At 40.4% G+C, this 25,574-nt stretch carries 17 protein-coding genes, 1 pseudogene and 1 riboswitch; of the genes and pseudogenes, 8 read left to right on the plus strand and 10 right to left on the minus strand.

Going from position 1 to position 25,574, the window contains the following annotated elements:
• Positions 1-41 precede the first annotated feature (41 nt).
• Positions 42-881 (minus strand): oxidoreductase, encoded by an 840-nt coding sequence (locus GSQ74_RS09910; RefSeq protein ID WP_158992693.1) that lies wholly within the window; start codon positions 879-881, stop codon positions 42-44.
• Between the two features lie 158 nt (positions 882-1,039).
• Between GSQ74_RS09910 and GSQ74_RS09915 the strand changes: the two genes are divergently transcribed.
• Positions 1,040-1,507: a hypothetical protein gene (locus GSQ74_RS09915; RefSeq protein ID WP_158992695.1), complete on the plus strand. Its 468-nt coding sequence runs from the start codon at positions 1,040-1,042 to the stop codon at positions 1,505-1,507.
• A gap of 23 nt (positions 1,508-1,530) precedes the next feature.
• Here the strand turns inward: GSQ74_RS09915 and GSQ74_RS09920 are convergent, their stop codons facing one another.
• From GSQ74_RS09920 to GSQ74_RS09930, 3 genes are all read right to left on the minus strand, one after another.
• Positions 1,531-1,872 carry a hypothetical protein gene (locus GSQ74_RS09920; protein ID WP_158992697.1) on the minus strand — a complete coding sequence of 114 codons (342 nt, stop codon included), beginning with the start codon at positions 1,870-1,872 and terminating at the stop codon, positions 1,531-1,533.
• Between the two features lie 98 nt (positions 1,873-1,970).
• Positions 1,971-2,222, minus strand: coding sequence for a hypothetical protein (locus GSQ74_RS09925; protein WP_158992699.1), 252 nt, complete (start codon positions 2,220-2,222; stop codon positions 1,971-1,973).
• A gap of 12 nt (positions 2,223-2,234) precedes the next feature.
• Positions 2,235-3,524, minus strand: a complete 1,290-nt coding sequence (locus GSQ74_RS09930; protein ID WP_158992701.1) for an MFS transporter — start codon at positions 3,522-3,524, stop codon at positions 2,235-2,237.
• 305 nt (positions 3,525-3,829) lie between these two features.
• On the opposite strand from GSQ74_RS09930, the gene GSQ74_RS09935 reads away from it, so the two are divergent.
• Positions 3,830-6,355 (plus strand): ATP-binding protein, encoded by a 2,526-nt coding sequence (locus tag GSQ74_RS09935; protein WP_158992703.1) that lies wholly within the window; start codon positions 3,830-3,832, stop codon positions 6,353-6,355.
• Here GSQ74_RS09935 and GSQ74_RS09940 read toward each other — a convergent pair.
• From GSQ74_RS09940 to GSQ74_RS09955, 4 genes are all read right to left on the minus strand, one after another.
• Positions 6,352-7,683, minus strand: coding sequence for a sigma-54 dependent transcriptional regulator (locus GSQ74_RS09940; RefSeq protein ID WP_158992705.1), 1,332 nt, complete (start codon positions 7,681-7,683; stop codon positions 6,352-6,354). The genes GSQ74_RS09935 and GSQ74_RS09940 overlap by 4 nt on opposite strands.
• Positions 7,684-7,843: 160 nt before the next feature.
• Complete coding sequence (locus tag GSQ74_RS09945; protein WP_158992707.1) at positions 7,844-8,005, minus strand: hypothetical protein; 162 nt, start codon at positions 8,003-8,005, stop codon at positions 7,844-7,846.
• Between the two features lie 197 nt (positions 8,006-8,202).
• Positions 8,203-9,288: a glycoside hydrolase family 43 protein gene (locus tag GSQ74_RS09950; protein ID WP_254060849.1), complete on the minus strand. Its 1,086-nt coding sequence runs from the start codon at positions 9,286-9,288 to the stop codon at positions 8,203-8,205.
• A gap of 303 nt (positions 9,289-9,591) precedes the next feature.
• Positions 9,592-10,053: an Lrp/AsnC family transcriptional regulator gene (locus tag GSQ74_RS09955; RefSeq protein WP_158992709.1), complete on the minus strand. Its 462-nt coding sequence runs from the start codon at positions 10,051-10,053 to the stop codon at positions 9,592-9,594.
• 186 nt (positions 10,054-10,239) lie between these two features.
• Positions 10,240-10,429, plus strand: a riboswitch (cobalamin riboswitch).
• A 157-nt stretch (positions 10,430-10,586) separates the two neighbouring features.
• Here GSQ74_RS09955 and metE point away from each other — a divergent pair.
• The 5 genes from metE to GSQ74_RS09980 all read left to right on the plus strand — a co-directional run bounded on the left by metE (position 10,587) and on the right by GSQ74_RS09980 (position 20,284).
• Positions 10,587-12,893 carry a 5-methyltetrahydropteroyltriglutamate--homocysteine S-methyltransferase gene (gene metE, locus GSQ74_RS09960; RefSeq protein WP_158992711.1) on the plus strand — a complete coding sequence of 769 codons (2,307 nt, stop codon included), beginning with the start codon at positions 10,587-10,589 and terminating at the stop codon, positions 12,891-12,893.
• Positions 12,894-13,017: 124 nt separating this feature from the next.
• Positions 13,018-13,434 carry a 6-carboxytetrahydropterin synthase gene (locus tag GSQ74_RS09965; RefSeq protein WP_158992775.1) on the plus strand — a complete coding sequence of 139 codons (417 nt, stop codon included), beginning with the start codon at positions 13,018-13,020 and terminating at the stop codon, positions 13,432-13,434.
• Positions 13,435-14,254: 820 nt separating this feature from the next.
• Complete coding sequence (locus GSQ74_RS09970) at positions 14,255-17,371, plus strand: SusC/RagA family TonB-linked outer membrane protein (protein ID WP_158992713.1); 3,117 nt, start codon at positions 14,255-14,257, stop codon at positions 17,369-17,371.
• Positions 17,372-17,388: 17 nt separating this feature from the next.
• Positions 17,389-19,242: a RagB/SusD family nutrient uptake outer membrane protein gene (locus GSQ74_RS09975; RefSeq protein WP_158992715.1), complete on the plus strand. Its 1,854-nt coding sequence runs from the start codon at positions 17,389-17,391 to the stop codon at positions 19,240-19,242.
• Positions 19,243-19,282: 40 nt separating this feature from the next.
• Positions 19,283-20,284: a hypothetical protein gene (locus GSQ74_RS09980; protein ID WP_158992717.1), complete on the plus strand. Its 1,002-nt coding sequence runs from the start codon at positions 19,283-19,285 to the stop codon at positions 20,282-20,284.
• Positions 20,285-20,436: 152 nt separating this feature from the next.
• Here GSQ74_RS09980 and GSQ74_RS09985 read toward each other — a convergent pair whose 3' ends face one another.
• Together GSQ74_RS09985 and GSQ74_RS22975 are read right to left on the minus strand one after the other, a co-directional pair.
• Positions 20,437-24,510, minus strand: coding sequence for a two-component regulator propeller domain-containing protein (locus tag GSQ74_RS09985; protein WP_254060850.1), 4,074 nt, complete (start codon positions 24,508-24,510; stop codon positions 20,437-20,439).
• A 183-nt stretch (positions 24,511-24,693) separates the two neighbouring features.
• Positions 24,694-24,870: pseudogene (locus tag GSQ74_RS22975) on the minus strand (two-component regulator propeller domain-containing protein); the annotation flags it as partial.
• 438 nt (positions 24,871-25,308) lie between these two features.
• Here GSQ74_RS22975 and GSQ74_RS09990 point away from each other — a divergent pair.
• A partial coding sequence (locus tag GSQ74_RS09990; protein WP_305777730.1) for an RNA polymerase sigma factor occupies positions 25,309-25,574 on the plus strand: 266 nt, incomplete at its 3' end.

Raw genomic sequence — 25,574 nt, forward strand, 5'->3', positions numbered from 1 at the left:
TTCTGTGCGATTGCTTTGTTCCTCGCAATGACAATAGTGTTTTATTCTCCTGCCGGGAAATCTGCACCGGTTGTGGTGTCTTCCCAAGTATCAAAATCTTTCTTTAATACTTCCAGTTTATTGCGTGCACCTTTAAGGGCCGCAGCACCCAACAATAAATGCAACGGCGGGTTTTCTGATTCTACTGCATCAACAATAGCTTTTGCTGCGCGAACCGGGTCGCCGGGTTGTTTACCGCTGTAACCACGAATGGTATTCTTATTGGTTTCGGCAGTGGTTTTGTAATCATCAATTACAATTTTGCTATTATTTGCTGATCGCCCGGCCCAATCGGTACGGAAACCGCTCGGACAAACAACCGTAACCTTAATGCCTAACGGCGCGGTTTCCTTTGATAATGCATCCGAGAAACCATCAACAGCAAACTTGGTAGCATTATAATAACCAACAGCCGGGAAACCCACCAAACCGCCAATAGATGCGATGTTAACGATGTTGCCACTGCGTTGTTTACGCATTAATGGTAATACAGCCTTTGTTATGTTGGCTAAACCCCAAAAGTTTATCTCGAACATCCGGCGTACTTCATCGTCTTCACTTTCTTCTATCGCTCCGAAATAACCTATACCTGCATTGTTTACCAATACATCGATCTGTCCGAATTTTTTGATTGCTTCTTCAACTGACGATTTAATCTCATCAGAATTCGTTACATCAAGCTTTACAGCTATTGAAGTATCAGGATAATCCGTCACAATATCGGCTACATCATCTGTTTTGCGCGATGCAACTACCGCCTTGTGCCCCAATTCTAAAACTTGTTTAGCTAATTCGCGACCGAACCCGGTTGAACATCCAGTTATAAACCATACTTTTTTCATAAGTTTTTTATCTAATAATCAAATTAACAGTTATAGGAAGAAATGTTTGTCAGGATAAAGCCATTGTGGATAATTATAGCGTAAAGTTAACTTTAGGTTGTTATAAAACGTTTATATTGAAGCCTTAAACTGTTGACAATTCAATAACCTTTTGCCTTATGACAGAAACCATCACCTCAAAATATAGCTTGTTTTTCTGGGCTAAAATATTGTTGGGCATTATTTTCGAAGGCTTTATTGTATTCCTGGTTTTTCAGGAGGGGATAAAAAATTCAATCCCTGAAAAATTAATTACGGCTAATAATCTTATGTTTATTTTAATTGTTTTAATAGCGGGAGTTATCGTAACACTTTTATTTCCACCTAAAAGCGTAATAGTTTCAGCTGATCTGGTTGTTTTTCGCAGTTATATCACCCAAAAGAAAAGGAAAATCACCTACCCTGATATTGATAAAATAAGAACTGTAAGAAAACAAAAATTTATAAGGGGCGGAGATGAAATTAACTATCAGCAGTTGGAGTTAGTGCTGATAAACGGGGATGTGTACGCTTTTAATGAAGATGATTATGATAATTATGAATCATTAAAAGCAGCTATCTACGACCACAAATTTCGGGGGCAATAGATAGCTGTTTATATAAAGACCGACTATTTATAAGTCGATAAATGTGTAGTTTTTATGCTTAGCAGGAAGGTTTTACCAACAGCTATTTTTACGCTTTTATCCAGGAACATAGTTTTAATAGTTTCGTCAGATCTTAAAGCTTCGTAAAGGTCGCGGGCTACGGGTGAACCGCTTAAGCTGGTTGTTACTTTACCATTTTCAATTATTATGCTGAAAGTGTAACCTGATTTACCGCGATCGCCGGCTGACTCAAAATCTGTAATGTTTAATTTAAAGCTTTGATCTTCGGTCAAACTTCTTTTTAAATGCAGGCGAATAACCGGAAGATATTTTTTCCAGGTTTGTAGATAAGTTCTTTCTTCCATGTAGGGTGTAAAGGTATAATTAAAAACAAGGAAATGAGGATAATTATGCGATTGCACGTGTGAAAGAACAAATTGAACGATAAGCGTTGTTTTAAATACTATTTTCCGCTCGTAAATCCAATTGATTTTGGTTCCTGGTTTTCAACTACTAAGCCTTCAATGTAAAGCTGCCCGTCAACTATCTTATAGTCTAATGAATTTTCGTCAATTTTAAATTTTTCATCTTTTATGGCATCCTTCAACTGTGCTATAATAGCCTTTCTACTAAAAGATTTACTTATTTTCAAGTTGTCATTAACCACTTCCAACTTTACACTGTCAACTTTATATGAAAATATTTTTGCTTTCATTTTCGTGGATTATTAATCTTTATGTGCATTTACTTTCATTAATGAACTGGCAGCTACTAACGCTAAAAAGGTTATGGCAGCAGCAACCGACAGATAAAAGCCTACGTAAGTAAGCCCATATTTTGTAGCCAGCGTAGTAGCTAAAAAGGGTGTCAATGATGCTCCCAATATCCCGGCCAATGTAAAGCACAATGATGCACCTGTATAACGTACAGATGCGGGGAAAATTTCTGCCAGGGCGGTACCGATGGGCCCATAAGTTAAGCCCATTAAAAACATGCCGATAACCAGGAATAACACGGTTACCGCCCAAATACCTGTGCTGAATAATTGTGAAAAGAATAAGCCAAATATGAAAATGCCAATAGTAGCTATGATCAGCATTTTGTTGCGACCGATCTTATCGGCTAAAACAGCCGAGATAGGTATCCCTAACCCAAAAAATAACATCGATATCATTTGAGCGATCAGGAAACTGGTTTTGGAATAATGCAATGCCGATGTGCCCCAACTTAAGGTAAATACCGTCATCAAATAAAATAGTAAAAATGTAGTTATGGTTGCGATAGTACCCAGTACGATGGCTTTTGTATGCTTGGTAAATACATCAGCTAAAGGTAGTTTTACGCGGTCATTCTTTTCGATGATCTTTAAAAAATCGGGAGTTTCGGTAATTTTCAATCGAACATACAGTCCAACCCAAACTAATAACGCACTAGCTATAAAAGGGATGCGCCAGCCGAAATCTAAAAACTGTTGGTCGCTCAGCGTTTTGCTCAGCAACAAGAAAATACCGCTTGATGCCAGGAATCCAATTGGCGCGCCCAATTGCGGAAACATGCCATACCAGGCTTTTTTACCCTCGGGTGCGTTTTCGGTGGCTAATAATACCGCGCCACCCCATTCGCCGCCCAGGCCCAGGCCCTGCCCAAAACGGAATAAACATAATAGGATAGGGGCGAGTACCCCAATAGAATGATAAGAAGGCAAAAGACCAATAGCTACGGTTGATGGCCCCATGGTCATTAAAGCTGCCACCAGGGTAGCCTTGCGTCCTTTACGATCACCAAAATGGCCAAATAATGCTGCACCTAAAGGTCTGGCAAAAAATGCCAATGCAAATGTTGCTAGTGATGCAAGCGTGGCAGCTGTTGGATTACCAGCAGGGAAAAATAGTTTAGGAAACACCAATACTGCCGCGGTAGCGTAAATATAAAAATCAAAAAACTCAATAGTGGTTCCAATCAGGCTTGCCACTAATATTCGTCTTACCGGGTTTCCTGTAGTATTTGTGTGATTCATTAGGGTTTATTTTTACGTTGAATAAAAGTAAACCCAAACATATCATATTTCAATCAATAATTCTATATGATCCATTGCCGAAAATGAACTGATTTTAGTTAACCATTAAAGTATCATAACTACTCGCTCGCTACAATTGAGCTTTGCGGCATAGCTGGAAAACAGGTATTTTTCGATCTTTGAACAATGTATTAGGAAGACATTAATTAAAACAACCCCTGTGTTTTGTTGTCTTAAATCCAATATCGAGGCATTTAAAAGCGTTTAATGATAATATCATCAATATCAGGAGCAGGCTAAAACAGATGGCAGGGGATAAACATACTTATTTTGCACAATCCATTAAGGGGAAGATCATTATCGCCTCGGTTTTGGGGTGCCTTACTTTATTACTGGCCTGGGGTATCACCAAGGTGGCTTTTAATCACATGCTTACCGCTGTTGAAAAAATATCGACCCCAAACGATAAATTACGCTTGGTTAATGAATTAACGCACAGGGTTGTACAGCTTGATCAGGCGCAGAAAACGGAGATATTAAATAATCCGGCAAATTACTACAGCTTGTTTAGCGAAACAAAAAAGCAATTGCTGATTATTGATACCCTGCAAACTCTATATGCCGATGATGACAAACAGGTAAAACGTATTAACTCACTCAAAAAGTTACTTATTGATCATGATAAGCTTTTTATAAGCTATTTAAAGGTAAGGGAAGGCCTGGTGAATAACAAGGCGTTTTCGGGTCAGGTTAAATTGCTTAATGACCTGGTTGACAAAAGTGCCACGCAAAATGACAGCAATGTTGTTACAACTGAAAAGCAGGTGCGTACCACCACGGTTACACCGTTACACTGGGATACCACCAAAGATAATCGTGGCTTTCTTAGTAAGTTATTTGGCAAAAAAAAGAAAGAGACAGTAAAACCATCTTTCAATATAGTTCATGTTGAGTTGGATACCAAGCATGACAGTGCCTCAATGGCCAAGCAGGACAGCATTCTTAAAGGTATGGGACGAACCATGCGCCGGCTGGAAAAAGGACAGTTACAGCGTAGTGCATTGTTTGTAAATAAGGAGGCTATTTTAAATAAAGTTGATAATAAGCTTATCAAGCGGATACTAGTTATACTTAAACAAGTTGAGGCAGAGGCTGTAAAACAAACAGCTTTAAATAATAGTGCGGCTAAAAATGTGGTTAATACAAGTGTTACCCGCATAAGCTATATAATTTTAGCGTTCCTGTTTATTACTATCGGTTTATTGTATTTTATTTTAAGGGACATTGGCCGTATCAATCAATACAGAATAGATATTGAAGCCGCGCGCGACGAAGCAGAATATCATGGACAGGCAAAGCAACGCTTTCTATCAAACATGAGCCACGAAATCCGCACCCCGTTACAATCAATTATAGGTTATGCTGAACTGATGCGCCAACAGGATCATGCGAGTAAAAGTGATATTGATGCCATTTACCGCTCGTCAGAACATTTAATGCACATTGTTAATGAGGTGCTTGATTACAATCGTATCATATCGGGTAAATTCAATATTAATAACACGGTTTTTAATATGGCCGAACTGCTTACTGATGTATTATCAGCAATGAGGTTGCAAGCTGTTAAGAAGGATATTCAATTGGTTGCTGATTATGACATCCCCGCCAGCCAATATTTATTAGGCGATGCCTTCAGGCTAAAACAGATACTATATAATTTGTTGGGTAACGCCATTAAATTTACAGATACCGGGGAGGTGAAATTATCAATAGTAACTATTGTAACCAGCAAAGGGATACGATATGTTTTTACCGTGAGTGACACGGGAGTTGGATTATCTGCTAAAGATATAAACCGGATATTTAATGAATTTGAGCAAGTATCCGGAAATCCCAGTAATATAAAAGGAACAGGATTAGGGCTACCCATTAGCAAGGCGCTTGTTGAGGCTCAGGGCGGCAGCATGGGTGTGAAGAGTAAATTGGGGCAAGGCAGCAGCTTTACATTTAATTTAAGCTACGAAAACGCTGAAGAACCTATTATTGAAAACATCGAATCTCAAAGTAAGCCTCAGCGAACAAATTATGGCAAAGTATGGCTTGTAGATGATGATACTTTTATAACCGATTTATGTAGTGCTGTATTTAGCTTACATCATATAAAACATAGGTGCTTTGCTTCGGCAAGCGAAGTTTTGAATACAGCTTTTGACCCGGAGGTGAAATGTATTTTGCTGGATATAAGAATGCCTGAAATGAGTGGAATAGAGCTATGCAGGCTGTTAAAACAGCGTATCCCGAGCGATGTGTTGATCTATGCGATAACAGCACAGGTATTACCTGGCGAATTGGAATCAATTTTAAATAAAGGTTTTAGTGGGATATTGATGAAACCATTTAGGGAGCGGGAATTACTGGCGCTGGTATCGCCGGTAATTAATGAAGTTGACCATCAACCTGAAGTGAAACTTGACCTGACCATGATCAAGAAAATGACATTGGGCGATAACAGGCAATTAAACAAAATATTAAAACGCTTTACCGAAGATTGTATAGATGATATTGCCGAATTAAGGTTGGGCATGGGTAATTACGATAACGAGAAGTTGATATTATTGGTGCATCGTATTGCTGGTCGTACCGCTCAAATAGGAGCTGCTGACCTTGCTGCCGACTTTAGAATGGCTGAAATAGATTTTGTGAAAAATGACTTATCCGACGCCGCTAAAATAGAAACCATTATTTCATTAACTAACCGGTTGCAAACGCTGGTAAGGCAGGTAACAAGTATTTACCTTGACGATGACACACCTGAGTACATAGATAATTAACTATCTAAACCGTAACGTTCTATTTTACTGTATAACGTTTTACGATCGATGTTAAGTAGCTTTGCCGCCTTTGATTTATTGAATTTTACCTGATGAAGTGTTTTCTGGATCATCTCCTTTTCAGTTGCCTCATTCAACAGCTTCAGATCAGATTCAGATGTGTTTTTTGAGTGAGTTACTGTAAAAAGCATTTCATCGGGCAATGTCTCAATTCCTGCGGTGCTTGATGTTGTTAACAACACCATTCGCTTTATTACATTCCTTAATTCACGTAAGTTACCGGGCCAATCATATTGTTGTAATACTTTTTTAGCCTGCGGCGAAATGCTTTGCACATTTCGCTTTAATTCCTGGTTGGATAGCGTGATAAAATGGGTAATAAAAAGCTCAAGGTCATCACCTCGATCGCGTAAAGGAGGCAGCTGGATCTTAAATTCATTAATGCGGTGGTAAAGGTCCTGCCTAAAATCGCCATTGCTCACGCTATTTACTAAGTCGTCGTTAGTAGCGGTTATAATACGCACGTTTACCGGTATTTGCTTGGTGCTTCCAATTGGTTGTATTGTTTTTTCCTGTAAGGCTCTTAAAAGTTTAACCTGTACCTCATAGCTTAGGTTACCCACTTCATCTAAAAAAAGGGTTCCACCATTAGTAGTTTCAAATAATCCCTTTTTATCTGTTATAGCCCCTGTAAATGCACCTTTAATATGGCCAAATAATTCACTTGCAGCTAACTCTCGTGATAGCGCACCACAGTCAATCGCTGTAAATATTTTGTCGGCGCGTGTGCTTAACCGGTGAATAGCCCTTGCTGCATATTCTTTACCTGTGCCGGTTTCACCTTGTATAAGTACCGACATGTCAGTAGGGGCAACAATGTCTATATATGCATGTAGCTTATCGGCATCGGTGCTATTTCCCTTTATAAATCCATCAATAGGGCCAGCCAATTGTTCCGTCGTATCTGCTTGTTGGTTAAGCGCATCGCCAATGATCATCAGTAATTCATCGGGGTTAACCGGTTTGGTAATATAGTCAAAAGCGCCTGCCTGCATTGCCTTTACGGCTGTACGAACATCATTAAAACTGGTCATGATAATGGCTGGTATCTTTTCGCCATTTTCAGATGCTTTTATAAACACATCAAGCGCAATACCATCCGGTAAACGGTAATCAAGCAGCAGCAGTTCAAATTTATCCTGCTCTAATAATTTAAAGCTTTTTTTAACAGTATTAGCAGCCTCTACCACGTGACCATTTTTAGCCAGAAAATGCTGTAGCAATTCGGAGAATGTTATATCATCTTCAACAAGCAGTATTTTAGCCATAATTTTTTAAGGGGATACAATGGCGAAAATACAAAAGTGATGGCTATTATATGGATTTAAAAAGATTTAATTAATTTTTAAGAAATTTTATTACACAAATTCACTAAAAACAAAAAGCTGCCTATGATTATCATAGACAGCTTTTTGTTAGGTTGAAAGCTTATTTTTTAAGTTTCATAACCGGTGGTTTTTTCTTTGCAGTGTCTGCTTTTGATTTTTTAGTAGTATCAGTTTGCATTTTTTCAACTCTACTACCAGCATACGCATAAGCACTTCCGAAAGAGATTGCTGCTAAAGCAACCATTGCTATTAACTTTTTCATAATTATGTTTGTTTTAATTTGATAAGTGTTAATACACAACTGTGCCAGAAAGGAATTTATTTGTATTGTGCTGAAAATCAAATGAATGTATTTTTTAACTTATTTTAGAAGTGTGGAATGTATCCACAATTTGATGAGGTGTGCTACATATTGCCGTATTGATTTGAGATAAGTTTTATAAAAATCTACCCCGGCCGCTATTTTTGTACTGTAAAAGTGTTAATCATGCGGATTGTCCCATCCGGGTTATGGCATAGTCTGGTCATCTTAACATTTCTTAAGCTTGTTCTGCCCGAAAGTTCTGTATCATGATAAAAGATATACCATTTGCCTTTAAATTTTATAATAGAATGATGGGTTGTCCAACCCTGAACAGGTAACATAAAGTGCCCGGCATAGGTAAAGGGGCCTTCGGGGCTTTTTCCTATAGCATATGCAAGGAAATGCGTGTCTCCGGTAGAATAAGTAAAATAATATTTTCCATTGTATTTATGCATCCATGAGCCTTCAAAAAAACGGCGATCATGATCTTTTGTCAGGAGTGGATGCCCGGCACTATCTACAATAAGCGCGTCGTGAACAGATCCGTCAAATTCAAGCATGTTGTTTTTTAGTTTAACCACTTTACAATTTAGCGAAGGTGCATTATCATCTTGCAGATCTGTTTTAGAACCATTAGGATCATATTTTCCATCTTTCCACCGTTGTAACTGCCCTCCCCATATTCCGCCAAAATACATATACGCGGTGCCGTCAGCATCTACAAAAACTGCCGGATCAATACTAAAGCTACCAGGAATAGGATGTGGTTGCGCCTTGAATGGGCCTGCAGGATATTTGGAAGTAGCCACACCGATCTGGAATACATCCTGTTTATTCTTTAGTGGGAAGTATAAGTAATAAGTGCCGTTTTTATAAGCGGCATCGGGTGCCCAAAGCTGGCGGCCTCCCCATGGAATATCTTTAATATCCAGCGCGACACCATGATCGGTAACCGGGCCGCCGATATGATCCAATGATAAAATATGATAATCGTGCATTGCGAAATGGTCGCCATTGTCATTCTCAGGAATGCCTGCATCAATATCGTGCGAAGGATAAATATATATTTTACCATTAAAGACGTGAGCCGAAGGATCAGCGGTGTAAATATTTTTAATCAAAGGTTCGGAGAGATATTTTATTTTCTCCTTTTTTTGTTGAGCTGAAGTCTGGTTAATATAGAACAAAGCGGTTCCTGCCAGCATAATTAGTTTTAGGTTGGATTTGATAATAGTTTTCATTGGCTTTTTATGGTTCGGTAATTAATTGGTACAACAAATATAAACAAATTGCAATCGATTGCATTAATTATTTGTGTTCACTTAAACCATGCGACGAGGGCACCCTGGTTGAATTGGTAGGACGGGTTGAACGCATTGGGCAACCCCGGTATAGAAATACAAGTGGATATTTTTTAGAAAAAATGAGAGAAGAATTCAGGGAAAAAGTAGTAAGCGGTGCTTTTACTTTAGTAGCCATCGATGAAGAGACCAGATCTGTTCCGATCTTGTGAAAAGTATCGTTGGAAGTTTCGGATTAATTGGCTAAAAGTTAATATTATATGAGTTTTTATTCTCGCACATTACAAATGTACTATGCGTGCTTCCAATACTTGTTACCGATCCCAATTTGTTAAACACAAAATCCTGGTAGTGTTTCATGTCTTTCGCATAAACTTTCAGAAGAAAATCGAAATCCCCGGAAATATTATAACATTCAACAACTTCTCTCAGCTGCAGGATGTCGGCAACAAAGTCATGGCCGATGCTTTTATCATGCTGCTTAAGCTTGATATTACAAAAAACAATTAATCCATAATTGAGTTTTTCGGCATCAATCAATGCGATATATTTTTTGATGTATCCGTTTGTCTTTAATCTTTTCACCCTTTCAAAAACCGGTGACGAAGAGAGATTTACCTTGGCTGCTAATTCTTTAATGGTTACCCCGGAATCTTCCCCCAATAACTTTAGCAGCTGAATATCTGTATCATCCAATTCTTCCATAGAATATTTTTCTATTATTATAATGATTATAGTATGTGAAAAGTATTATATTCTTTAATATAGAACGAAGTTAGATTTTTATGCTGAATTTATATCATTAATTAAGTGATTAAATCTTTCTTGGTAGATTTGTTCGGAATATAATCCCATTGTTGGGTTGTATTCCGAACAAAAGTTCTTTTCTTTACTTTATCAACTTGAAAAGGTTTTCGAGAGATCGGAATTAAAAGGGAACCGTGTGAAAATCACGGACTGTCGCGCAACTGTAAATAACAAAAAAGTTTTAGCCAGTATGTCCACTGAACGCCAAAGGCGCTTGGGAAGGACGGCTGAAATGTTATAAGTCAGGAGACCTGCCTGTTCTGGAAGGACAATGCTTTCGCGAAATAAAGCAAATGGTCTTATCTGATGGTTTATTATATCGGCTGGCAATCTGCCTGGCTGGATACCACAGTATACCCTTTTTTCGTGAAGCGTTGCAAAGTTTGTCAAAAACATTTTTTAACATTTTTCTAATTAAATCTTTTAAAGAAATGCTAACGCAAAACCTGGGTTACCCGCGAATCGGTAGCCAAAGACAACTTAAAAAAGCCTGCGAACAATATTGGGCGGGCAAAATCGACCTGAGAGAATTGAAAGAGGTTGCCCGTAAGATCAAGGCAGAGAACTGGCAAACCCAACTGGATGCCGGTATTGACCTTATACCGTGTAACGATTTTAGCTTTTATGACCAGGTACTGGACACGAGTTTGATGCTCGGTGTCATCCCGCAACGATACTCATCAGTACTGTCAGAAGTGAAAGCTAATGGCGAAATTGACCTTTATTTCGCGATGGCTCGTGGCTATCAGAAAGATGGGCTTGACATTACAGCAATGGAAATGACCAAATGGCTGGACACCAATTACCATTATATCGTACCGGAATTTACTGCCAATCAAGAGTTCCATATTTTCAATGAAAATGTGTTCGGTGAATACAATAGTGCCAAACAACAGCTGGGACAGAAAGCCAAGCCAGTGCTGGTTGGGCCGGTAAGTTATTTGCTATTGGGTAAAGAAAAAGAACAGGGCTTTGAACGTATCGACCTGATCAAAAAACTGGTACCTGTTTATGTTGATATTATTAACCGCCTGAAACAATTGGGTTCTGAATGGATTCAATTAGACGAACCTTGCCTGGCGCTTGATCTTTCGAAAAAAGAGAAAGAAGCATTTGAATTTGCTTATCGCAGCATAGCCAACCGGGTGAGCGGTGTTAAACTATTAGTGGCTACATATTTTGATGCATTGTTGGATAATACACAATTGGCGGTAAGCCTTCCGGTAAATGCATTGCATATTGACCTGGTTCGCGCTCCGGAACAGTTGGATGAAGTACTTGCGCTTATCCCTGAAGGTCTTCAGCTTTCCCTGGGGGTAGTTGATGGACGTAACGTTTGGAAGAATGATTATGAAAAATCATTAAATCTGATTAAAAAAGCCGTTGAAAAATTGGGTACTGACAGAGTGCTTGTTGCTCCGTCTTGCTCATTGCTACATAGCCCGATCGATCTTGATCTGGAAACTGCTATTGATCCGGAAATTAAAAACTGGATGGCATTTGCCAAACAAAAATTAAATGAAGTAAATGAAATTAAGCAGATAGCCGAAGGAAACAATGGTTTGCTGCAAGCTAATAAAAAAGCTATTGAAGCCAGGCGGTCATCAGAGAAAGTGCATAAGCAGGCCGTGAAAAACCGTGTTGCAGCCATTACTGAAGCCGATGCAGCCCGTACAAGTGCTTTCCCGGTACGCCAGCAATTACAGCACGAGCGCTTCAACCTTCCTGCATTCCCAACAACTACTATCGGTTCATTCCCGCAAACGGATGATATTCGCCAGTTACGCGCCAAATTCAAAAAAGGCGAACTAAACGTTGTGCAATACGAAAACGCTATTGAGCTGGCCACCATCGATGCGATTCGCTGGCAGGAAGAGATAGGGCTTGATGTATTGGTACACGGCGAATTTGAGCGTAATGACATGGTTGAATATTTCGGCGAACAGCTCGACGGATTCCTTTTCACAAAAAATGGCTGGGTACAAAGCTATGGCAGCCGCTGTGTGAAACCGCCGGTTATTTATGGTGATGTAAGCCGCCCCAAAGACATGACTGTACGTTGGAGCAAGTTTGCTGCTGCGCAAACCGATAAGCCAATGAAAGGGATGTTAACCGGCCCGGTAACTATTTTGCAATGGTCGTTTGTGCGTGATGATCAGCCGCGCGAGGTGACTACCAATCAGATCGCTTTTGCGATCCGCGATGAAGTTGTTGCGCTGGAGCAGGCAGGTATCGGTATTATTCAAATTGACGAGGCTGCTATACGTGAGGGATTGCCTTTACGGAAAGCTAAGCGCCCGCATTATCTGGACTGGGCAGTTGGCGCATTCAGAATTACCGCCAGTGGCGTTCAGGATAAGACACAAATTCATACCCACATGTGTTACAGCGAATTCAACGATATTATTGAACACATCGCGGCTATGGATGCAGATGTGATTACTATTGAGACCTCACGGTCGCAAATGGAGTTGTTACAGGCGTTTGCCCACTTTGAATATCCGAACGAGATCGGCCCTGGTGTATATGACATCCACTCTCCACGTGTACCGGGTACCGAAGAAATGGCATCTCTTTTAGCTAAAGCGGCGGATTTGCTGCCGGCACGCCACTTATGGGTGAATCCAGACTGTGGTTTGAAGACACGCAAATGGCCGGAAACGAAAGCTGCCCTAATAAATATGGTTGCTGCCGCCAAAGAGGCACGCGAGCAAATTAGTACAGCAGAAGTGATTTAATCATAAGAAAGCGGGCAATATCGCCCGCTTTCTTATTTTAAATATGGTTATAGTGTCCTTGCCATAGTTTTTAACCTTAGTTTTCATCTATCGATGAACTTAAAAATCTGCTTAAGATTAAATGATAATACATGTTACGCGCAGAGAAACTTTCAATGCCGCACATAGAATGTACCGGGAAGAATGGAGCGCAGAGAAGAATGAAGAAATATTTGGTAAATGCTCCAACCCGAACTGGCATGGCCATAACTACAGCCTTTTTGTAACCGTTAAGGGCGAAGTTAGCTATGCAACTGGCTACCTGATCGATCTGAAACAGCTTAAGGTGATTATACATGATCATGTGATTGAAAAACTCGACCATAAGAACCTGAACCTGGATGTCGATTTTATGAAAGGAAAAATGGCTACGACAGAACTGCTTTGTATGGAGATCTTTAACCAGTTAAAAGCCTCGATAGAAATCAATAAAGGTGTTTTTCTGCACTCAGTCAGGCTACATGAAACTGAAAATAATTCTGCAGAATACTTCGGAGAGTAATTCGGTGTATGGTTTTTCCCATTTAGATACGCACCGGATTTTGCTCATTTTTATTGCGTTTTAGTGCATAATATGGTGTTTTGATGCCTATAAGAACCCGTAAACTTTTTGGATTTGCAGGTTTTTTAGTACTTTTTGGTATTGTTTTTCGTAGCCCGTAAGGGAGTCAACACAATTAATTACCAACAGGTTACAATGCTTTATATGGTTGTTGATGTACTACGCACCGAATTACTAACCATTTTTTGATGCAGATTAATTATCCGGATAGTCAACACAACTATTTGTTCTAAAGCGCACGGAATAGACTGTTCAAATCTCCCAGAATACCCAGTCCTGTACATCCAGGCGGGAAACTAATTTTAGTCTCAACCAGTCGGTTATCAATATATTTTTTAAGCTGAAACTTCTTGACTCACGGAATTACTCATTGCAATCATTTATGCCTGTATTTAGCCGGGCAAAGTGTCAAGGTCTGGCAAACCCATTGAAATCAGTCAAACGGCCCGTTTGTATAATCTTCACGTTTTTACCAGACTCAGTCAAAGCTATAGTTTGAGACTTAAAAATGATGTTGTTCTTTTTTAAGTATTTGAAAAATAGTATTTTAAATGTTTTTATAATATTCTTTTTATCCAAAATTTACACCTTTCTGGTCTATTTTTACCCCTTTTTATTTCCCCAAGCCACTAAGTTTGCTTATACCGACAATCGATTACAGACTGGGAGGTGCCGTCATTTATTTCCCTCGAGACCAATTACTAATACTAACAAATTAAAAACCAATAATTATTTATTTCAGAAACTAAAACCCGAGATTATGAGAAAAAACTACTTATTAATTTTTCTGCTCCTGCTACTCAGTACTGGTGTTTTCGCCCAACGAAGGGTGATAACAGGTGCAGTGATAGACAGTGCCAGCAAAGAAACATTGCCCGGAGTGACCATTACTATTAAAGGCAGCAATGCCTCCGCAACCTCTGGTAAGGATGGTAATTACGCTATTAAAACGGCTAACAACGAAAGCGTAACTATCGGTGCTCATTTCATTGGGTACAAATACGCGGAAATTACGCTGAAACCAGGCCAGAACAATGCCAACTTCGTACTGGCGTCTTCTAACAAAGATTTGAGCGAGGTGGTGGTAACTGGTTATGGTACTACCCTCAAAAGTAAATTGTTAGGTGCTGTAACAGAGATCAAAGCCCAGGATGTGCAGGATATTTCTGTAGCCAATTTCGGTCAATCCCTACAAGACCGCGTAGCGGGAGTAGGTGTAAGCGTTGCTTCCGGTAAACCAGGGGCTAGCTCTACACTGAGTATTCGCAGCCCTACGGTTTTCGGTTCCGGTCTTGGCATCACCTCAGATCCGTTGTATGTTATCGATGGTATAATTGCGCAGAAAAGCGATTTTGACAATCTGGACGCCAGCCTTGTAGAAACTGTTTCATTTTTGAAAGATTCTCAGGCTGCTATTTACGGTGCTGCGGGTGATAAGGGCGTTGTGCTGGTTACTACCAAACGCGGTAGGCCTGGCAAGCCACAAATTTCATATACCGGGTATTACGGTACTGCTACAGCTACCGAGGAGCCTAAAATGATGACTGCCCTGCAACTGGCGCAATATCTCAATGATGATTATGCACTTAACAATGCCCCGGCTACCTCAAGATTCTCATCAGCTGACTTAAGCTATATTGCGACCCATCCTCAAAAAAGCATCTTTGACCAGCTTTGGCATCCGGCTGACATGCAGCGACACACCCTCAACCTGAGCGGTGGTTCAGATAAGATTATCTTTTTTGCAGGCGGCAGCTATTATAATGAGGGTGGTAATTTTGGCGACATTTCAGTTACCAAGTGGAATATCCGCTCGGATGTGACTGCGCACCTTACTGATGACATCACTGCTTATGTGAGCGTTAATGGCGGCTATGCTACAAGCTACGATAATGGTGCAAAAGCTGAGTCATCGGATACTGAAAATTACATGATACTTTCAATGGTCACTACACCAGGCTGGATACCGCTATACATAAACGGGAGGCCTAATGGCTTTACCACCTCCGGGCCAGGTTTTTGGAATCCTGTTTCTTATTTAAACTCCGGTAGCTATAGCGAACCTGCCAGCCAAACGCTTAACCTAAATAGTTACCTGGAATGGCGGCCGCATTTTGTTAGAGGTTTAACAGCCAAGGTTCAGTATGGTAAAACCAACTATTCCACTAATGCAAAAAATTATTATCCATCGTATACCGTTGCTCAATTTAGCGCTTCCGGCCAGAATGGTTTATTGTATGGCAACACCTATACAACTAAAACTATTTCAAACAGCGATCAAATCCTCGAAAGTTACGGCTACAACAACACTTATGAGCTGATTGGTTCGCTTGATTATGCACGCAGCATCGGCAAAAATAATTTCGACGTATTGTATGTGACCGAGCAGACAGAGGCAAATGCTGACCAGATTCAATTCTATCGTACCGGGCAGCAAATTCCGGGCGTTGATCAGTTCTTTGCATATAATTCCGGTACCACCACATTGCAAACAACTGCACCATCCGAAACTGGTAAACGCTCTTATCTTGTTAGGGCCAACTATGACTATGAAAGCAAATATCTGATGGAATTCATCGCTCGTGAAGATGGCTCATCAAACTTTCCGCCCGATAAGCGCTGGGGGCTCTTTCCGTCGGTGGCAGTAGGCTGGCGTATCAGTGAGGAGGATTTCTTTAAAAATAGCTTCCTTTCAAAATTTGTTAACTCATTAAAAGTGCGCTTTAACGAAGGTTTGGTAGGCGATGACAGGGTTACTCCTTATCAATACGCTTCGCATTTTACGCCATACTCCGGTACTATGCTTTTTGGCAGTTCAGTAGTGAATGGATTGACCAACGGTATTTTACCTAACACCGATCTTACCTGGGAACATAGCCGTACCCAAAATTTAGGTATCGACGCAACATTTCTTAATAACCGCTTAACGGTAACGGTCGATCGTTACAGCAAACACGTATACGACGGGTTCGTGGATATTTCTACGCTGGGTTACCCCGCCACGCTTGGTGTTGCCAGCGGAATTATCAACTATGCATCTGCTAACTCCTGGGGCGAAGACTTCAGTGTAGGTTGGAACGACAACATCAACAAAAACTGGCGTTATGGCGTAAGCATGGTTTTCGGTTGGGCTAACGGCGAAAATATTCTCCAATATTACAACCCGCTTACGCTTGGTGAATTTACACAGAACCAGCTAATTACTACCGGCGAGAAGAACAGTACCAACGGCCCTTATGGTTTAATTGCTACCGGTATTATCAGAACCCAGGCACAGTTAAATGCTATTCTGAAAGCAAACCCGAACTATACAATCGAAGGTCAAAAGCCACAGCTCGGTTTCATGAACTTTGAAGACGTAAACCATGATGGGAAGATCAATGCTGATGATATTACCCAAATGTATAAAAATACCAATCCATGGCTGTCAACTGGTTTTACGTTCAACGTTAGTTACAAACAAGTTTCTTTAAGTGTTAACGGACACCTAACACTCGGAGGTAAAGTATTTATCGGCGGGCAGGACGTAAAAGCTCCGACAACCACTATAAATGGCCCGGAATTTTGGGCAGATCATTGGACTCCGTCAAACCCCAATGCAGAATATCCAAGGGCAGATGCGCCTGATGCCGGTAGCACGTCAACCTTTTGGGCACGTAATGGCACAACTGGTTACATTAACAACGCAACACTGTCTTACACAATGCCAAAATCAATCTCGGACAAGCTAAAAATACCCTCACTGCGTGTGCTTGTTAGCGCCCTCAACCCCTGGGAGTTTATTGATCCATACGATTATAAGGATTCAAGAACAAGTAGCATCACCTATTATCCTACACTTAGGACAATCTCTGTCGGTTTAAACGCAACATTGTAATTTTTAAAGAAGAGAAAATGAAAAAAATATCAAAAAAAACGGCGACGCTTTTAATTATAACTGCTTTGTTGATAGGGGCTGCCGGCTGTAAAAAGAACATATTCGATAAACAAGACCTCAACGCGGTGGATGGTACCATCTGGAATACCGCAACTGCAGCCAACTTGTTCCTGAATGGTACTTATGATGTGGTAATGCCGAATTGGCCAACGCCCGGTTCCATCTACAATACGAGTGACGAACTGAACAACACAACAGCGTCTATCCTTTATGGAACGCTGACCGGCTCTGGCAACGAAGTGACCGAAATTTACACCAAATCAGCGCTGGGAACGGATCAGTATTTCAGCATTTATCGTTGCAATCTGGCTATCGAAGGCATTAATGCCGGCACCATGGCAGCTGCAGACAAAGCTACGCTGAAAGGCCAGTTCTTTTTCCTACGGGCTTTCATCTATTTTCAAATGGTGAAGCTGTACGGGGGAGTGCCGATTGTATTAACTACGCAAAACCCGGCAACGGATAATATTCAAGTGCCGCGTGCTAAGAGCAGTGTGTGTTTTGCGCAGATTGCTTCCGATCTTGATTCTGCTGCCGCGATGTTGCCAGCTTCCTGGAACTTATCAACAGATGGTGGCCGTATTACAAGGGCCGCGGCAATGGCTATGAAAGGTAAAGCTTTGTTATACTGGGCCAGCCCTCAGTTTAACCCCAATAATGATGCTACCCGCTGGCAGGCCGCTTATACTGCTAATAAAGCAGCTTATACTCAGGCCCAGGCAGATGGGTATGCCTTATATCCGGCATTTGCTAATATCTGGCTGGATGAAACTGCCAATAATAAAGAGCGTATGATCTGGCGCACACTGGATGCGGTGTCACTCAATCCTGCTCACGGTACCAATACCGAATATATTACCCGCCCATATTCACAATCAAACGGTGGCGGCAGCAACCAGCCGACGTGGAACCTGGTACAGGCCTTCCCGATGGCCAACGGTTTACCTATTACCGATCCGAACTCTGGTTACAACCCGGAATTATTCTGGCAAAATCGCGACCCTCGTTTTGCTGCTACTATTGCATATAATGGTTGCATCTGGAACCTGAGCGGATCAAGCAACCGCCTTGAATGGACATATCAGAGCTTTCTGGATGATGCCAAAAGCCCTTCGGCTACAGGTTTCTACTGTCGCAAAATTTGTAACCCTTCAATTACTATAGCAGCGGCACTGTATAATACCAACACAGGTGGCGGCAGTGGTATGGACTGGATTGAAATGCGTTTTGCCGAAGTATTGCTCAACTATGCAGAGTGTGCTAATGCTATTGGCAACTTGGCAGAGTGCAAGGGTTTGGTTGCCTTGTTGCGCGCCCGTGCAGGCATAGCCGCAGGTAGTAACAATTATGGACTAAACGCGGTTACAAGTCAGGCGCAGATGACCAGCTTTTTGCTTACCGAGCGCGAAATTGAATTTGCGATGGAAGGTAAACGTACTGATGACCTACGCCGTACGCGCACATTTGATAAGTTGACCGGCACACAACGCTTAGCTTTCCGATGGAATGTAAATCTGCCATATGTAGCAGGCGCTGTACCCACCTCAGGTGCAGTTGCCGGCAGAACTTACATTGATGTATATGATGCTTCAGGCGGCCGTGTTTGCGATACGATCAACGTTAACAATAAAGCTGAATATGAGCGGTTTTTTTCTACAACCACGCAGAGTATCGAGCCTGCAACAACGCCGGTAATCAACTACCCGACCACCTATTACTTTTATCCGCTGCCGCAAAACTTTATTGCAACTAGCAGCGTGATCCAGCAAACCGTGGGCTGGCCGGGTGGCACATTTGATCCATTACAGTAAGTTGAACCAGATTAGAAAACAAGTATTAAAAATCAAGAAAATGAGAAAATATATCACCCTGGTTGGCATTATAACAGCATTTGCTGTAATGCTTTCGGGCTGTGCAAAAACAACGCAACCTATTAACGCGAACATTGTTACCATTACATTTATTAAAGCGGGACCGAAATTTTTGACTAACGATGTCACCGTTAACCCGAAAGACAGTATCCAGTTCCAGTATACGATCAAATCGCCTAAACCGATGACCACTGTAGAGTTGGCCAAAAGCCTGCCTTCGGCCAACACCGCTACTGTAGATGCTTTTAAAGACTCCGTAAAAACGGGCGATCGGCGCACCTTTACGATGACACACAAAATTGTTGCTGATAGTATTGCCGGTATCTATAACTTCAACGTAATCGTGCGTGACGTCAACGGTATCTACATGGGCTCAAGTAAGGTTATTAATGTTACCGTTACGCCCGATTTTTATTATTACACAAACCGCCAGATGTATGTGCCTGATACAACGGCTAAGACTAACCTGTGCTACTATTCAAGCAGCGCCAACTCTTCGTTCAGCTATACCAGCGCTGGCGCAACCAACAGCGCGAAGATCGATTTTGGTTATTACTTTAAGACAGATTCAACTTATACAAAAGGTAAAGCAACCAGTGTTGTCGGACACAGCATTTATGCGCTAACGATAACACCAACACCGTCACAGATCGCATTTAATGATATCAGCAGCTGGACAAAAAACGCCACCGTACTGAAAGTGGGAACCTCGCCGACCTTTGCCAGTCTGACTTCGGGCGGTGCTATCAAACAGGGGGCTTTGACTAACCTGAAATCGGGCGCGACTAACCAAGTGCCGGTAGTTACTACTGCTGTTTCAGGCGGTTTACGCACCGATACTTACGCCCCATTAGTAGCCGGTAATGTGATCTGGTTTAAAACTGTCGACGGTAGATATGGTGCATTGACGATTACTTATATGAATCAGGCTAATGCCTCTAAATCAACTTATATGAATTTCGAGGTGAAAGTCACCAAATAAAGTTAATTAATTAGGTTATATTGGTTTGAAGGGGGGTGACGACTCACACGTCCCCCCTTCTTTTTTACCGTTAAATCTAAATCAAAGAAATCCGGTATCTTATCCATTTATCGAGTGCCTTGGATCAACAGGCTCAGTTAAGTAAAATTATTTCAGATGCTTTGTTGTAATGTTAATTTTTTACTCTTAAGGTATTCGCTTGGAGAAATCTCATAATATTTTTTAAAGCAGTTGCTAAAATATTTTGGATCACTGAAGCCGACGGAGTAGGCAATTTGGGCAATATCATTTTCTCCGGCATCCAAAAACTGGAGGCTTCTCTTCAGCCGCATTTCGCGGATAAATTCTACAGGCGTCAGACTGGTAAGACCCTTAATTTTTCTATAAAAAGCGGATCGGCTCATCCCTATCGATTCAGCCACTGACTCTATATTAAAGTCAGTGTCGATCATGCCATCTTCAACAATTTTAATAATCTTCTTTAAGAACTCTTCGTCTTTTGAGGTGATAACGATTTGACTCGGATTTAAATCCATTATGCAATTGCCAGCAATCAGTTTCTCAAATAAATGTTTGCGTTGCTTTAGTAAATTTCCTGTCAACGCCAGTATCAAATCATTATTAAAAGGCTTTGTGATATAATAATCGGCCCCATATCTCAATCCTTGGATTTGACTTTCAATAGCCGACTTTGCTGACAAAAGCACCACGGGAATATGGCTGGTCTCGGCCTCGTTTTTCAGTTTATCCAATAATTGAATGCCATCCATTTTCGGCATCATTATATCGCTGATAATCAAATCAGGTTGTAGCTTTAAGGCTTTATCCCAGCCAATTTGACCATTATCAGCTTCCACTACGCGATAATAATCGCTTAGTTGTCCAGCCATGAATTTTCTCAGATCGTAGTTGTCTTCTACAAGTAATATCAATGGGATGTCCGAATCATGAATGACATTATTGAAGGAAGGTTCATCTATCTTTTCCTCAAATAAACAATTTTCGTTTTTTGCGCTTTTGGCATATTCTACAAAACTCGAAGTTGTATTTTTAAAATAACCTTTACCGAGGTGAAGGCATAACTCTATTGTAAGCCCCGCAAGCGGATTATTGACCGCTTTTATGCTACCAAGATGCAATTCTACAATCTCTTTAGCCAACGCCAGCCCAATGCCAGTACCATTCATAGGGTTTTCAGTTAACGCATCACCTCCTTCATAATAAAGCTCAAAAATATCATTAAGCTTAGCCACTGGCACGCCTGGGCCCTCGTCACTGACGCGAATACTAAATCGGCGATTCGCTATATCCTGGTCAATAGTTACTGTTATAAGGGTATCGTGTTCGCTAAATTTAAAAGCATTGGCCAGCAAATTGTAAATTACAATTTCCAATTTCTCGCCATCAATCCAGGCAAATAACTTTTTTGGATTGGATACAATTTTAAGGCTTATATTTTTTTCGATGGCAATTTCGGAGAAACAGCAGGCTATATCGTTTATAAAACTTCCAATTTCTATTTCAGAAATATTTAACACTGTTTTACCATTCTGTAGTTTTCTTAAATCAAGCAGTTGATTGACAAAACCGACCATGCGCTTTGCATTCTTTTGGATTACCTGTGCATGTGCTATACCCTTGGAAGAAAGCTTTTCTCGACGAAGAATGTCCTCGATCGGATTCAGGATTAATGTAAGCGGCGTCCGCAATTCGTGCGAGATATTTGTAAAGAAACTGAGTTTTAATTCCGTTAGTTGCTTTTCACCTGCAATGCGTTCTTTTAATTTGAGCATGGTAATGGCGTTGCGTCTGATCAGTCTGATTAAAAGTAATCCAATGCAAACATAAATCAGATAAGCCCACCATGTATCCCATACTGGCGGCAGTATAGTAATAGCCAAACGTTTAACCGGGGCATGAAAATACAGCTCATTATTAAGGCTCTTTACTTCAAACAGGTATTTACCGGGTGGTAAATGGGAATAAGTAGCCCTGCGCAGGTTTTTGTTGTCAATCGTCCAATTCATATCAAAACCCTTTAGCCGATAAGCGTAGACATTTTTATTACTTGATCTATAGTCGAGCATGCTGTAGCCAATCTCTATTAGGTTTTGATTATATTGAAGAGTTATGTTATTAGTTTTATTGATGTCGGAAGTTAATGTTGCATTAGAACTGCCATCAGCGATGAAATTTTCACTATTTACCATAAATCCGGTTAGTGCCATGTTCGCTTCAATTTTATGATCAATGATCGAATCGGGGTTAAAAGATACATAGCCACTTACAGCCCCAAAAACCAAATGTCCGTTAGAAAGCCTCGTGCACGATGACTCAGAAAAACCGTTTTTAGGCAAGCCATCATATGAGTCGAAATTTTTAAAATGGCTCCGGTCAGCAACAAATTCGGAAATGCCCTTTTGTGTGGCCATCCAAAGGTTGTGTTTAGAATCTTCACTACAATTAAGGATATAGTCATTTGGAAGGCCATCTCTCATTGTATAAGTCCTAAACTTGAGCTGATCAGTCGGGTAATTTCCTATAGCCATACTAAGCCCGCCGCCTGATGTTGCCAACCACATCGTGTTTTTTGTATCGCGGAAAATAAATTGTATATCATTGGTTCCCAAGCTGGAGCTGTCTCCCGGAATTTTATTGTAAGTTTTAAAATTTAAATCATCAGGATTGTTGTGGTTAATATCCGCCACCAGTAAGCCATTTATTGTAGCAATCCACAAATTGCCCTTGGCGTCAAAAGCAATGTTTCTAATTTTATGATAAAGGCCTTTAGGGTAATTTTTTAAAGATTTTTTTACGTTATAAAAAACGTATCCATCTTTTTGCCGGCTGATAATTGTTAAGCCATTATCATAGGAAGCTACCCAAATACGGCCCTTATAATCTTCCAATAAACTGTAAACAACGTTACTTCCTAATCCAAGGTTGGCATTTCTGTCTGCCAGATAATGAGTAACTTTATAGTGTGAGCGTTCGTTATTCACTGGATCAGCCCTATATAATCCGTTGGATTTGGTCCCAAGCCATATACACCCCAGATGATCTTCCAAAATAGTATAAATCCCTATATTGGGAGCTGATGGCACCTGATCAAACAGATTTTTAACAGGTTTACCGTCTTTAGTGATATATAGATTTCCTTGTTTGGTAGATACCCATAATCGTTTTTCATGATCCTCATAAACAGCCCGTACTTCATTCTCCGATTTAATAATTGAATTCGGAACAATGGTTTTTTGATGAAAATCATTCTCTTCAAAAATTACCTTATCTAAACCGCGGTCGTCGGAACTTAGCCATAAAATACCAGCGGGATCGAAATATTGACAGTTTACCAGATTCGAAAAATAATGTTCTTTAATATCAGGAGAATTATGAAAGTAATTGATTTTATCCGTTTCGGTATCGTAATAACCAAAACCATAGCCTTTCATGTTTACCCATAAACGCCCTTTAACGTCTTCAAAAACATTGTAATACTCCGAACCGTTAGAAAAGTTAGAGTCATTTCGCTGCGTAAAATGTTTTACGGCACCAGTTGTCGGGTCAAATTTGATGGCCCCTAATTCTTCCGGTTCTAACCAAACCAAACCTTTATGATCTTCGTAAACTGACAAAATGGGGCCAGCATCAATAGTAGCAGTCTGAATGAGATGCCAATCACTCAAACTAAGAGTGAGTAAAGTACCAAGTGAGGTAGAACAATAAATTACCGGTCGCTTGCGCGATAGACAAACTCCATTTATTTGTCCGGCGCTTATCAACTGTTGCTTGACACAGTTAGCAGAAACCTCGTTAAATGCTATCAAATAGCCTTTTGAAGTAGCAAAGAGTATGCGATCATGTTTCGCGTCCTCGGTGGCAGAAATAAAACCGATAGGGGAAGAAGACCGTTGGCTGAACACATTTGTAGCTGTAAATGATGATCCTTTTTTTCTGATGAGGATCATCCCTGCATCTGTACCAACCCAATTTTGCCCTAAATGATCGCAATAAACAAAATTGGTTTTATCAGCTGGCAATCTGAAATCACCGGTAAGTGCTGCAGCAAAATGCAGCAACGCAGGGTGGGCTTGATGGCTTCCAACGATAGTGAAAATCCCCTGGTTTTTGGTTATCAACCAGATTGAGCCATCTTTATGCAATACAAGCTTTCCAAAAGAATAATTATTCTTATTATTATCGTTCAGAATTTTGCTAACAGCCACAAATTTCCCGGTCATTTTGTCAAAACGATAAATTTGCTGATCGTCGGCCTTTATCCAAAGGTATCCCGAATTATCATCTACCATTTGATCGATACGGTTATTTTTGAGCTCAGATCTGTCACCCATATAGGATTTGTAAACAATGAAATTGTGCCCATCGAAACGATTGAGACCATCCCAGGTACCGAACCACATAAAGCCCTCCTTATCCTTTAAAATCGAAGTAACCCGCTCATGAGACAAGCCATCTTCGGTCGAATAATGCAGGATCTTGCACCGTAGCTGGGCATGAAGATTAAATGCGATAGCTACTAACACGATAATTATTAACAATAGTTTACCATAGAATCTTTTGAGCATCGGTTTTATTAGGTTTAGAAATGGTCTTTCGCAAACGGTATTTAATCCAAGCAATTATTAACTTGGAATTAGTCCTGAACTAAAAATTAATAAATGAGCAATTGCCGTCAAAAGCCATTATGGCGTTAATGATACGTTCAGTTGTAATTGGTTCTTAACAAATATCAGGTGTTTATTAAACCTATAGTTTGAAAAATTATCAATTCATTATATGATTTTATCACAATATATTTCCTTATGCAGTTGAGTGGAAATATAAAAAGTATGAATTTTGGTGTAATATATAGCTGCACATCACCGCTGAAACTCATGGGATATTTATGTCGGCATATACTGATCCCGACAAACTACGTACCTTATACTTCGGTCAGTTTATATTTTAATATAAGCCAATGTAAAAGTTATATTAAATCTAAGTATTTTTGTTGTTACAAAACTATGCTTAAGTCCAATCCCTTAACTGATCAACAATTGGCATCCTTGCTGAGGGACGGTGACCACGGAGCGTATAAAGAAATCTATAACAGGTATACCGGTATATTATATAGGCATGCTTTTGCCAAGCTTCAGGATCGCGAGGAGGCGAAGGACATTGTTCAAGAATTGTTTATTACCTTATGGGATAAATATGAGCAAATTGATTTTCAAACCAATTTGGCCGGGTATTTATACCGAATGCTACAGAACAGAATTTTAAACTTAAT

The sequence above is a fragment of the Mucilaginibacter sp. L196 genome, from assembly GCF_009765905.1.
Lineage (GTDB): Bacteria > Bacteroidota > Bacteroidia > Sphingobacteriales > Sphingobacteriaceae > Mucilaginibacter.